This is a genomic window from Planctomycetia bacterium, from assembly GCA_021413845.1.
Taxonomy (GTDB): domain Bacteria; phylum Planctomycetota; class Planctomycetia; order Pirellulales; family PNKZ01; genus PNKZ01.
Genome location: JAIOPP010000065.1, coordinates 1 through 11982, shown reverse-complemented (window position 1 = coordinate 11982; position 11982 = coordinate 1). Strand labels below are relative to the sequence as shown.

Below are 11982 nucleotides of genomic sequence, written 5' to 3'. Positions count from 1 at the left end.
CGTTTAGCTAGCAACACGAAGTTTTGTAACTGCTTCTAAGCTGCTTAGTAATTGCCTCAGAAAACTAAATAGAACGATAGATGCTATTGCACCGAGCACGAAATTGAAGCGAGCCAAATTCGCTCGAGAAACATCTAGATTGAGAACATGGAATACGACATAGGGAGCTACGAAGCCGGGCGGCGTATAGCTGGTGTAAATGTAATCGCCGGTTTTAGTCGGGGCAGTCAACCCCCATGAGATATGCTTGTCTAGGTCATTGCCTAACGACACGCTCGGGAGGAATAAGTGGTTTTCGGCAGGGTTTTCTTCTAAGGCAGTAATGGTTAATAAAGCGTGATATGTGGCTTCTAGATTTGGTGTGCCGACGACCTTTCTAAAGTCCCGTTCTCTTACTTTCAAAGAAGCGAATATCATCAGCCCCAAGACAAGCGTTCCTAACACGGAGGGCGTAAGAATTCTTGCCGTCACAAGCTTGGGGGTCATTTTTGATCTCGGATTGATGCGATCGTCTCGCTCTGCGGAAAAGAGGCGGAACTCCGTTATATAGTGTCGTTGATCAAATATTAAACGCGACCGAATTAGGCATTCGTCGCCTCGCCTTAAAAGACCTGCGGTCGCTTGCAGAATAGGGCTATTCGCCCGAGGTCGCCGCCGGTTGTTTCACGCGTACCAGCTTCATGATCCGGCCGTCGACGTTCCAGTCTTGGACGTAGAGATTGCCGTCCTTGTCCCAGTAGGAGCCGTGCGTGCCGCTGAACGCTCCTTCGACCCACTTGTCTTGCGTGATGCCGAAGCTCTTCCCCTTCTCTGGGTCGGGATTCTCGCCGAGCGTCGCCACGATCTTGTTTTCCTTGTCGAGTATCACGAGCCGGCCGAGCAAGTCGGGCACCGAAACGTAATCTCCTTGCACGCTCGCCGAAGTCGGCATGCCGAGGCCCGTGATCACTTCGCCGATGAAGCTGCCGTCGAGACCGTAGTGCAAGAGGCGTCCCTTCGGCGTGTGGTTCCGATCGCAGACCAAGAGCCGGGGCGGTTCGTAACGCGTGTCGAGCGTCATGCCGTGAGCCGTGTTGAACTGCTTGAGTTCGTTCCCCTTCTCGCCGAAGTGTCGCAGGTACTTGCCGGCCTTGTCGAACACGAAGATGTGGTTGCTCGCGTAGCCGTCGGAAAGAAAGATTTCGCCGTTCGGAGCGACGGTGATGGCCGTCGGGCTGAACTTCGTTAGGTTCAGGCCCGACTCTTTCGGGAAGGGGAGCTTGAAGACGATCTCGCCGGTGCGGGCGTTGAACTTGATTCCTTCGGCGGCGCCGTTGCGCGCGCCGTAGATGAATTCTTCGTCTCCTTCGGCGCGAATCTCCATGTCGTGCAAACTGGTGAAATCCTTGCCGACATATTCCTTGATCATCGAGCCCTCGGGCGCGAACACGACGACTCCCTTATTCGCGCTCACGTACACGGCGCCGGCCTTATCGATCACGACCGCGCCGTGCGTCGACCCGAGAGCCGATTTACCGTCGGGTCGCAAGCCCCAGCCGGGAACGGTTTCGAAAGTCATCACGCCGGTGCCGAGTCGCACCGGTTGGACCTTGTCGGCGGCGAACGCCGGGATGGTTACGAGCAGCGCGAGCGCGGCGACGACACAACGAAGTGGGCTGTGCATAAGACGAGTTCCTAATCTTGGTTTCAAACGGCGGGAGCCGGGCGTGAGTTTCGCCGACGCTCGATCGCGGCACGTTTCAAGATGCCGAAATACGTCGGGCAGGGCGACGCTTAGTATCCGGTCGCCCGCAATGCATTTCAACCAGTGTGCGGGGAAATCGTCGCGGAATCGGCCCGGAAACGATTGAAACAAGCGGCATCGCGCCGACGGCGGTTGCGCCGCTGATCTTCGCTTACTTGCTTGACCACCCCCGGGCGCGAGCATAGGATTCCCGTATCGCGGTCGTTTAGGCACAAGACGACGCGCGTGCGTTCTGCGCGTTTGCGCGGCGCTTCGATCCCCGATAATGCGAGGTCGTCCCATGTTGTGCCCCACTGCGTTCTCGTTTGAGCGCCTTCTTTCCGCGATCGCTTTCTCGATCGCCTTGGTCGGTTTGCAAGAGGCCGCAATCGCCGGCTATCCGTCGAGCTATTACGGCACCATTGATTACGGCACCGTCGATCCCAACTCTTCTTTCTATCTCGATATCAACGACCAACTCTTTCCCGGTGGCGGAAGTGCGCCGCTTGCTTTACCGGAACGAACCCGCGAACTGCCGACGGCGGAATCGCTGTTAGCGCCGCGTACGCAACCGTACTCGCAGCCTTACGCGGCGAGCTATCCTGCCCCCGGCGGTTATCACCCGACCTCCACCACATACGGCGGCTACGGCTCCCATCCGGTTGGCTACCGTCCGATTTATGAAGGGACGCTGGTGCCGCGCTACGGTTATTACGGCTACGACTACGTCCCAGCGCCGCTGTACTATAGCGCGCAGCCGGCCACGTACGGCGCTCCGACGTACTACGTCCCTGCGCAGTAGGGTCGAGGCACGTAAATCGGGCTTAGCCGCGGCTAGGAAATGAATCGAGCCTTCGACGCCGGTCTCTCGGCGTCGAAGGGCTCGTCGTTCGCAAGCGAAAAAACAGGAAACTTCTGACAGCACCGGCCGCCTAGGGAGCGGTAATTTCGCGGTTGATCGCGCTGCGTCGCTGCGGCATCTCGAATACAATGAGATCGTCTCACCGCCGGCCGTTCCCTCCTGTTTCCAACCTGCCCTCCCTCCGATCGACCCGCACTCTTACGAGTTGGCGAATCGATCGAGCCTGCTCGCGAACGAGTTGCTTTCATGTCGAACTTCCCGGCGATCGCTTGCGCGCTCGTTTCTCTGGCGTGCGCCTCTGCTGCCTGGGCCGAAGCGCCGGACGAGTTCCAGCGCCAAGTCGCGCCGTTTCTGAAGAGCTACTGCGTCGGCTGCCACAACTCGACGAAGACGGAAGGGGCGCTCGATCTAAGCCGCTTCACCACGGCCGCGGCGATCGGCGAACATTTTCGGCAATGGGAGCATGTCCTCACGTTCGTTCGCAAAGGAGAGATGCCTCCCGACAAAGCCAAGCAGCCGACGATCGAAGAACGGAACGCCGCCCTCGCGACGATCGAACGCCTGATGGCCGCGGAAGCCAAGAAATGGTCGGGCGATCCCGGCGTCGTGTTGCCGCGGCGACTGACCGTGGCGGAGTACAACTACACGATCCGCGACCTCACCGGCGTCGACATCCGGCCGGCGGAATCGTTCCCGGTCGATCCGGCCTCCGGCGAAGGATTCAATAACACGGGCGAAGCGCTCGTGATGTCTCCCAATCTGTTCAAGAAGTATTACGCCGCCGCGCAGCTCGTAGCCGAGCATGTCGTGCTCACGCCGTCAGGCATGACGTTCGCGCCGTATCCCGCCGTGACGTTCGCCGATAGGGTCAAGTTCCACGAACAGGCGATCCTCCGTTTCTATGAAGAACACGACGTCGCGCTCGAAGCGTATCTCACCTCGGCTTGGGAATTCCGGCATCGCCCGGCGGCGCTCCAGCGAACGACGATCGACGTTTGGGCTGCCGAAAAGAAACTGAGCCCGAAATATTTGCGGCTCTTGTGGGACACGCTCAACGCTCCGGCCGGCGACGATCCGTTTCCGCTGAGCGCGGTCCGACGTGAATGGCACGCGATCTCCGGCCCAACGACGAACAAAGACGGCACGGTCGTACGCATCGCTCCGGCGGGGCAGATCGGGGCGTTGGCCGCGAAGATCCGTCGCGCAAGCCAGATGCTTTGTGCACAGGAATCGGCCGCGATCGTCTCGAATGCCGGTAACGCCCCGATTCAACATCTCGAGCGCCGCAAGAAATCGGCCACGGAGCGCGACACGTTCGACGAGACGATGATCGCCGACGCGCGCCGATTGCATGTCGAGTTTCGCAAGCTGAAAGATCGGCCCGAGATCGTGATCCATATCCAAGCCGTGGACGCGGCCCAGGGGACAGGCCCGGGCTACGTGGTATTGAGCGAGATGAACTTCAGCACTCAATCCGCAAACGATTATCGCCCCGCGGACAAAAAGAACCGCTCGCTCGGTAGCGTGCTCAAGGAGTTCGCACCCGAACAGTGGAAGCGGCTCAAGCCCGGCGTGCATCCGCTCGGGCACAAGATCGATGCGGAAAGCATCGTCGTGTCGACCGCCGCGCCGCTGGAGATCAACGTTCCGACGAAGGCCTTCACCGATCGGCCGGAGATTCGATTCTTCGTCGAAGCCAAGCTCGACCGCGAAGAGGCGAAGACGCCGATGGTGCGAGTCGCGGTATCGGACAAACCGTTAGGTGCTGTTGCAACGGGTGTCGATGATTTAGCGGGTTTGCTGATCGATCCGCAGAGTCCGCTCGCGGCGCGGCTTCGCGCATCCGGCGTCGAGTTCTGCCGGACGTTTCCGAATCGGTTCGTGTACGTCGACTCGACGCGCGGCCTGTCGGCCGGCTTCCATCTCATCGAGGGAGTCTTTCGCGACGACATGCCGCTCGTGAAGCTCGTTCTCGACGACACGGAGCGAGCCGAGCTCGACCGCTTGTGGAACGAGCTCTACTTCGGCACCGGCCTGATGGAAAAGATGCTCCGAGGGTTCGTCTTCTTCGAGCGGAGCGAGCGAAACTTTCTCAAGCACGCCGACTTCGACTCCTTCAAGGAAGAAGATCCGGGCCTCGTTCACGACGACACGCTCGCACGCTTCGAGCAGGTTTATCTCGTCCGTTCCGGCGTGAAAGCCGGCGATCCGAAGGTCGCCGACCATCCGGTTCATTTGTTCTTCAGCGAGATTCGCAACGGCCTGAAATTGCGAGCCGAACAGTTCGCGCACGCCAAGCCGATCTATCTCCGGCAGCTGCTGGAATTCGCGGAGCGGGCCTATCGCCGCCCTCTTACCGAAGCCGAGCGCGTTCAGCTGGTGAAATTCTACGAGACGACCTCGAGCCGGCCGGAACTCGGAATCGAGCAAGCGGTGCGCGGGTGCGTAACAAGCATTCTCGTCTCGCCGTATTTCTGTTGCCGCATCGACTTGCCCGCCGGCGGCGAATCGGTTGCGCCGCTCGCCGACATCTCGCTCGCTTCGCGGCTCAGCTATTTCCTCTGGTCGTCGATGCCCGATGAAGAGCTCGCAGCTCTAGCGAAGGCCGGCAAACTTAACGACGAAGTGACGCTCCGACAACAACTACGGCGCATGCTGAAGGACCCGAAGGTCCGTGCGTTCGCGTTGGAGTTCTTCGGCCAATGGCTCCGTCATCGCGACTTCCTGGAGCAAGAATCGGTCGACCGGCGGGTGTTTCCCGCTTTCAAAGACGATCTCAAGCTCGCGATGTTCGAAGAACCGACGCGGATGATCACGCATCTAATTCAAACCGATCGGCCCGTAACCGATGTGCTCTACGGCGACGTGACGTTCGTCAATAAGTCGCTCGCGGCCCATTACGGCTGGCCCGGTCCGAACTCGGAGAGCGAGTGGCAACAGGTCGACGGCATCCAACGCCACGGTCGCGGCGGCGTGCTCGGTATGGCCGTGTTCCTCACGGCTTATTCCCAACCGCAACGAACGAGCCCGGTGAAGCGCGGCTTCTGGGTCGTGCATAAGATTCTGGGAGAACACATCCCGGCGCCGCCGAACGACATCGCTCCGCTACCGGCCAAGGAAACGGAAACCAACGGCAAGACGATTCGCCAATTGCTCGCGCTCCACACCGAAGCCGAGATGTGCGCACGCTGCCATAAACGGTTCGACCCGATCGGGCTCTCGATGGAAGGCTTCGACCCGATCGGCAAGGCCCGCAGCAAGGATCTCGCAGGCAGGCCGGTCGATAACGTCGTGAAGCTCCCCTCGGGCGAGACTTCGCACGGCGTGCCGGAATTCTTGAAGTACATCCGGGCGAATCGCAACGACGACTACCTCGATACGCTCTGCCGAAAGTTCCTCGGCTACGCGCTCGGCCGCTCGGTCGAAGCATCCGATCACGACCTACTCGAGAAGATGAAAGCCGAGCTTCGTCGCCACGACGACAAATTCTCGGCGCTGTTCGAAACCGTGGTTTGCAGCCCTCAATTCAGAAATCAGCGCTGTCGAGATTTCTCGCTCGCCCGATTCAAGCCGACTTCCTCAGGAGATTAACCGTGGACCGACCTTTATCTCGCCGCATCGTGCTCAAGGGGCTGGGAACTTCGGTCGCGCTCCCATGGCTCGAAGCTGCGCATCTCTGGGGTGGCGACTTCTCGAAGCCGAACGCGCGGCCGCCGCAACGCTTCGCCTGCATGTTCATCGGCGACGGCATCTCGCCCCCGAGCTGGTGGTCGAAGGGAGACGGCGCCGCGATGGAGCTCGGGCCGAGCCTTGCACCGCTCGCGCGCCACAAAGATAAGCTCAACGTCATCAACGGCCTGTTCAACCAACAGGCCGGCGGCGGACATGCGAAATGCGCAGGCAACATCCTCTCGGGCATCGCGCTGCAGCGAGGCCGCGTGATTCGCGGCGGCGTGAGCATGGATCAGCTGTTGGCGAAGCATTTGGAAGACGACGTTTTCCTCCCAAGCCTCGTGCTCGGGTGCGAGCAGCCGGTGAGCGGATTCCACGAGAGCCAGTATTCGATGGTGTATGCATCGCACATCTCTTGGCTGAGCCCGAACTCGCCGATTCCGATCGAGCTGTATCCCTCGTTGGCGTTCGATAGCCTCTTCGGAAGTCAAACCGGCAAGCTGCAGGGAAGCATCCTCGACCAGGTGCGCGAGCAAGCGGCGGGCCTAAGGCTTCGCGTCAGCCATTCCGACCAGGTGAAGATCGACGAATACCTGACGTCGGTGCGGGAGACCGAACAGCGCTTGCAGAATCTCAACAAACAACAACGGAGCGAAGTGCCGCAGAAGGATGTCGCCGGCGCGCGACCGGCCGAAGGGCAACCGAAGGATTTCCGCGAGTATGCGCGCCTGATGTGCGACATCATCGCGCTGGCGTTCCAGACCGATCGCTCGCGCATCGCCACGTTGCTGCTCTCGCGCGATCTCTCAGGCCAAACCTATCCGTTCCTCAACATTCGCGACGACCACCACAGCTATTCTCACGCCAACACCGGGCCCGACTACAAGGCGATCGTCGATTGCCACGTCGAGCAATACGGGTACCTCGTCGATCGCTTGGCGAACATGCAAGAAGGGGACGGCACGGTGCTGGACAACTCGTGCCTCATGTTCGTCTCGGAACATTGGGACGCTCACAACAGCAACCAAGTGCCTCTGCTCCTCGCCGGCGGCCTCGGCGGAACCCTGAAGACCGGCCGCTCGCTCGACTTCATGAAGTCGGGGAACGAGCGCCGTCGGTTGTGCAGCCTTTATCTATCGCTGATGGATCGAATGGGACTGCAATTGCCCGAGTTCGGCGACTCCAAAGAGCGCTTGGCAGGCATTTAACTGCTCCGACGACTGCAGCTGCTTATTGTGCTGCTTGAATGCGATAACGAACCGAAGCGGTCGACAAGACGGTCGGCTGGTCGTTGTTCTCCAGTAGGTCGATCAACAGGTTGCGGCACGAGGCTCGGCTCAAGTAGGTGTCGCTCCATTCATTCGGCGCAAGCTTGAGTCGCCGCGGCCGATCGAATTCGATGAGCACCGCGCCGCCGAAGCGAGAGAGTCGCACGCCGGTGACGTCGTCGGTCCAGTCGATGCTCGCCGCAACCCACTTGCCGTCGCGGCGCAATTCGATCGTGGTCGGTTCCACCTTGGCTTGCGTTTGGGCTTCGCGCAGAAACACGGGGAGCGTCTCGACCATCTCGGCAAACGTGTCTTGTCCGCTCGATCGGATCGTCGTTTCGATGGTCAACGAGTCCGGCTCGATCGTGAAGGTGCGGGCATAAGCGAGCCGGCCATCGAGCGCTTTGGGCTGGCCGAGCAAGCCGCGCGGAATTTGCCCCGAGACCCGCACGGTTCCCCGCTCGGATTTCAAATCGCTCACGACGTCGGGCTTGAGGATGCGGGCCGTGCTGAAGATTTTGCCGTTGGCGCGCACGCCGGAGACGGCATGAATCGGCCATTGTCGCCACTCTTCGAGATGGTCGAACGATTTTTCTCGCGTCATTCCGCCACGGCGACCAAGCAACACCGAGCCGGTAGCGGGAGTCCAAAAGGCCGAAAGCTGCCCGCCGCCGAAGCCGTAAGGGCCAGGAAATATCGTGCGCCCTGCTTCGAGCTGGGGTTCTCCGATCGGGCCCGAGTGAACGATCGCCGCGTATCGCTTCTGCTTCGCGACCGTGAAGGCCTGGGCGAAGTCGCGCACGAAGTTCTCTTCGCGCAAAAACGGCGACTTGAGAAGCGAAGGGTTCTTTCGCTCAAGCTCCACACGGTGCGCATGAGCGTCGGCCGGGTAGTGATCGTAGACATAGTTGACCATCGCCGGAAAATTATAAGATTGCCAGAGTCGAAACGCCCAAGGAACGGAAACGATTTCGTCGTTGCGTAGCATTCCTCCGCCGTTGGGCTTGTACGCGTTCTCGTTGAGCTGAGCTTGAAAGACCATGGCTCGGCGCGCCACCGCACCGGCGAGATCGGCCGCCGTAGGAAGCTTCGTCAGATGCGCGGCTTCATCGGTCACCAGCGCCGCGGCCGTGTTGCGAAACGTCCCCCATTCCCATTGATCGCGTCCGGCGTCGGCACTGTAACGAGTTTGAAAATGGCTCGGGCCAAGCACCGTCTTATCGTCGGGCTCAGGCAAGATCACATGCGCGCGCAAGCGATGGCTTCGAGCCACGGCCTCGACGGCGAACGGCCAGCGCGTCGCCAAGGCAAGCCACGTGGTGAAGAAGTTCGTCTGCCCTGCGTAGCCGAGATCGATTCCACCTCGATCGATGAAATAGCCGGCCGGATGAACGAACTGCGGGTCGGTGTACAACCGCCGAGCGTAAGCTTCGACTTCCTGGCTGAATTTCGGATCTTTGAGCACTTCGCCGGCGTACCAGAGCGCCACGGGAGAACAAAGCTCCAAGTTCGGCTCTTCGCCCAGCGGCCCCCAATCGAGTACGCGCTGAGCCAATTTCCTTAGCCCGACGCGGTAGGCTGCTTGAACCGGTTCCGGCACGACATCGCTTACCGCAGGAAAGGAATAACCGAGCATGAGCAGCGTCGGCGCAAGCCAGTCGGGCCGCGAGGCTCCATTCACCTCGGGCGCATGCTCGATTTGATCATCGAGCATCGTCATGTGAACGGAGAGAGTGGCGAAGGCCCGCAACTTCATCGCGCGCGACTGATAATAAGGATTGCCGGCGTAGTTCCAGCGCACGATAAACGCAACCGGCTCGGGCCAGACGGGGGGCCGCATCACGCCGGCCGCGGTTTCGATCTCGGCGAGCGTGAACAACTTGGCAGGCGCGTTCACCGCCGGCGAACCTCGCTTCGTGCCGATGAGAGGGTTGATCGAAAGTCCCAGCAGATGGTGGCGATACTGCTGTTCGAGATCGCCTGCGAACGGCGGGGTGGTGAATTTCACGGTCACGCCGTGTTCGAAATCCTGGGCGCTTAGCGAACCGAGATAGTCGCGAATCGTTTTCTGATAGGCATGCTGCACCGGCAAGGAAGTCCGTTGATAGCTCTGGAGCGGCGGCACAGGCACAACCGGAGGCGAAGGGACAGCTGCTACCGGTGCGGCAACGACAGGAGCGGTTGTCGCAGGAGCCGACGCCTTCGGGGGAACATCGGCAGCCGAGAGCGACGACGCCATCAGGCTGAACACGAACAGCCTGCACCAGGACCGACAAGAATGCTTGAGCATGTTTTTAATCCGTGGGAGATCGTTTCTCATCGACCGATGTGGGATGGAACGAGAGAGAGCAGGCGGGCCGGTCAGTATGACGCGACCGATCGGCGCTCGCTACGATTTATGCGTAAAAACCGTTTGCCGGGCGGCGCGGCACTTCGACCGCTGATGTAGACGCCGGCTTGTCGGCCGACTTCGAGACGAGTTAGAATCAGCGGCCCACGACAAGCACCGTCTTCCATCAAGGTTCCAGCGCATGAGCTCCACTCGCGAGCCGCAGTATCAAGACTCGATCGGCATGCGCGAGCAGTTCGGAGCTACCAACCTCGGGATGGTCATCGCTCTTTCTTGGCATGAAGACCCCAAGCGGCTCGCGTTTACGTTTGCGCGCTATAAGTTCGTCGCCAAGATGTTCGCCGGCATGGAGCGGGTGCTCGAAGTCGGCTGCGGCGACGGCTTTGCTTCGCGGATCGTGAAGCAAGAAGTAACGCATTTGACCGCGGTCGACTTCGATCCCATTTTTATTCGAGACGCGCAAGAAAGAATGCGTCCGGAGTGGGCCTTCGATTGCAAGGTCCACGATATGCTCGAAGGACCGGTATCCCCCGGCAATTTCGAAGGGATCTATTCGCTGGATGTGCTGGAGCACATTCAGCCGAAGGATGAAGATGCTTTCGTCGGCAACGCGGTGAATTCGCTCGCCGATCACGGCTCGCTGATCATCGGCATGCCCTCGCTGGAGTCGCAAGCGTATGCATCGCCGCGCAGCAAGGCCGGGCACGTCAACTGCAAGAGCGCTCCCGATCTGAAGAAGCTCATGCAACGATTCTTTCATCGCGTCTTCATGTTTTCCATGAACGACGAAGTCGTGCATACGGGCTTTCACCCGATGGCTCAGTATGTGATCGCTCTCTGTTGCGACCGCAAATAGCTCGGCACGATAGCTCGCCACCATGCGGCCGATCGCCGACGATCAGCGATTGAAGAAGATTCGACCGAAGCGGCGAATCGAGAGGTCGAGCAGCGTATGCGATACCGAAAGAAGGTTCTTCATCGTCAGTGCTTTGGAATGTCCATTCGGCCGCTCGTGCGCTTTCACCAGCACTTCTTTGTAGGGGATGCCCTCGTCCAGCAGACGCGTGAGAATGTCGGTTTGGAACCCGAAGCCGTGGTAATTGGCGTTCCAACGCATGACGTTGTATCGCTTGTGAATCGCCAAGCCGTTGTAGTATTTCAAGCGGTGACCGCTGATCAAATTGACCAATCCGGTAAACGTGCGAGAGAGCAGACGGCGAAACAGCGATCGACCTCGGCAGTCTTGATAGAAGATGACCATGTCGGACGTGCCGAGTTGCCGGAGCACCTCGCAAAACGTTTCGCGCGGTTCGACGTCGTCGCCGCAGACGAGTCGGTAGTATTTTCCGCGACCCCAGAACGCTCCTTCGATGTAGTTACACGCCAACCCTTTGTTCTTCTTGTTGACCTTCAAATAGATCGGCAGCCCGGGATGCTCGTCGAGCCAGCGCTTGACCACCTCGGCGGTGCGATCTTTGCTGGCGTCGTCGATCAGCAGAGCTTCCCATGTCGTTTCGGGAAACTGTTGCAGAGCGCCCAACAGAGTGTCGAGCGTGCCGACGATATTTTCGGCTTCGTTGTAACAGGCGATGAAGAGCGTCAGATCGATCCGGTCGAGAATCGCATCGGGTCGTGCCGGGCCCGTGGTGTAGTCGTAACCGATGGTTGGCGAAGCGTCGGCAGGAAGCGTCATAGGCCAAGAATAGCTGCGATAGGACCCGACGACGCGCCGACTCCGGAGGGGTGCGAGGGAACCGATAACCGACCATGAGAGCGCCATTCCGCTTGAAGGCGCTGCCCAGATCGACCGACATGGAATTGTATCGATTTGCGGCAATCCCAAAAGTTCATTTCCGCGATCGATTCCCTCTCCGACACCTCGGGCAGCGACGACTTTCACGGCATCCGGATCATCTACCACGTGAAAGTCGTAGGGGGATATTTACGGCCTGAGCCCAGCGGCTCGACCGATCTGTGCCAGTGGCACGAACTGGATTCGGTGTTCCAACTCCCCCTCGGCGACTTAGCCGAGACGGGCGTTCGACTTGCCCTGCGAGAATCGACGACGGCCTGACGCAGCTGCGCAAACGCGATCACTCGCTGTCGG

9 protein-coding genes are annotated in these 11982 nt (G+C 59.9%); 5 read left to right on the top strand and 4 right to left on the bottom strand.

From position 1 onward, the window contains the following. Positions 1 to 3: 3 nt before the first annotated feature. Positions 4 to 486 (bottom strand): hypothetical protein, encoded by a 483-nt coding sequence (locus K8U03_11705; protein MCE9605548.1) that lies wholly within the window; start codon positions 484 to 486, stop codon positions 4 to 6. A gap of 148 nt (positions 487 to 634) precedes the next feature. After that, positions 635 to 1663, bottom strand: a complete 1029-nt coding sequence (locus K8U03_11700) for a 6-bladed beta-propeller (protein MCE9605547.1) — start codon at positions 1661 to 1663, stop codon at positions 635 to 637. 361 nt (positions 1664 to 2024) lie between these two features. Between K8U03_11700 and K8U03_11695 the strand changes: the two genes are divergently transcribed. The 3 genes from K8U03_11695 (at position 2025) to K8U03_11685 (ending at position 7465) form a co-directional block, all read left to right on the top strand. After that, entirely contained in the window at positions 2025 to 2525 is a 501-nt protein-coding gene (locus K8U03_11695) for a hypothetical protein (protein ID MCE9605546.1), read from the top strand. Between the two features lie 306 nt (positions 2526 to 2831). Further along, positions 2832 to 6176, top strand: a complete 3345-nt coding sequence (locus K8U03_11690; GenBank protein MCE9605545.1) for a DUF1592 domain-containing protein — start codon at positions 2832 to 2834, stop codon at positions 6174 to 6176. A gap of 2 nt (positions 6177 to 6178) precedes the next feature. Continuing rightward, positions 6179 to 7465 (top strand): DUF1552 domain-containing protein, encoded by a 1287-nt coding sequence (locus K8U03_11685; protein ID MCE9605544.1) that lies wholly within the window; start codon positions 6179 to 6181, stop codon positions 7463 to 7465. Positions 7466 to 7487: 22 nt separating this feature from the next. Here the strand turns inward: K8U03_11685 and K8U03_11680 are convergent, their stop codons facing one another. Next, positions 7488 to 9815: a hypothetical protein gene (locus tag K8U03_11680; GenBank protein ID MCE9605543.1), complete on the bottom strand. Its 2328-nt coding sequence runs from the start codon at positions 9813 to 9815 to the stop codon at positions 7488 to 7490. Between the two features lie 241 nt (positions 9816 to 10056). On the opposite strand from K8U03_11680, the gene K8U03_11675 reads away from it, so the two are divergent. Then, positions 10057 to 10731: a class I SAM-dependent methyltransferase gene (locus K8U03_11675; GenBank protein ID MCE9605542.1), complete on the top strand. Its 675-nt coding sequence runs from the start codon at positions 10057 to 10059 to the stop codon at positions 10729 to 10731. Positions 10732 to 10773: 42 nt separating this feature from the next. Here K8U03_11675 and K8U03_11670 read toward each other — a convergent pair whose 3' ends face one another. Continuing rightward, a complete protein-coding gene (locus tag K8U03_11670; protein MCE9605541.1) occupies positions 10774 to 11568 on the bottom strand; it encodes a glycosyltransferase family 2 protein in 795 nt (264 codons plus the stop codon). A gap of 135 nt (positions 11569 to 11703) precedes the next feature. On the opposite strand from K8U03_11670, the gene K8U03_11665 reads away from it, so the two are divergent. Next, positions 11704 to 11949, top strand: a complete 246-nt coding sequence (locus K8U03_11665) for a hypothetical protein (protein MCE9605540.1) — start codon at positions 11704 to 11706, stop codon at positions 11947 to 11949. The last annotated feature ends 33 nt before the right edge of the window (positions 11950 to 11982 follow it).

Bases quoted from the DNA above. Each gene is read 5' to 3' on its own strand.
- K8U03_11705 (MCE9605548.1), bottom strand. From the start codon at position 486: ATGACCCCCAAGCTTGTGACGGCAAGAATTCTTACGCCCTCCGTGTTA.
- K8U03_11700 (MCE9605547.1), bottom strand. From the start codon at position 1,663: ATGCACAGCCCACTTCGTTGTGTCGTCGCCGCGCTCGCGCTGCTCGTA.
- K8U03_11695 (MCE9605546.1), top strand. From the start codon at position 2,025: ATGTTGTGCCCCACTGCGTTCTCGTTTGAGCGCCTTCTTTCCGCGATC.
- K8U03_11690 (MCE9605545.1), top strand. From the start codon at position 2,832: ATGTCGAACTTCCCGGCGATCGCTTGCGCGCTCGTTTCTCTGGCGTGC.
- K8U03_11680 (MCE9605543.1), bottom strand. From the start codon at position 9,815: ATGCTCAAGCATTCTTGTCGGTCCTGGTGCAGGCTGTTCGTGTTCAGC.
- K8U03_11675 (MCE9605542.1), top strand. From the start codon at position 10,057: ATGAGCTCCACTCGCGAGCCGCAGTATCAAGACTCGATCGGCATGCGC.
- K8U03_11670 (MCE9605541.1), bottom strand. From the start codon at position 11,568: ATGACGCTTCCTGCCGACGCTTCGCCAACCATCGGTTACGACTACACC.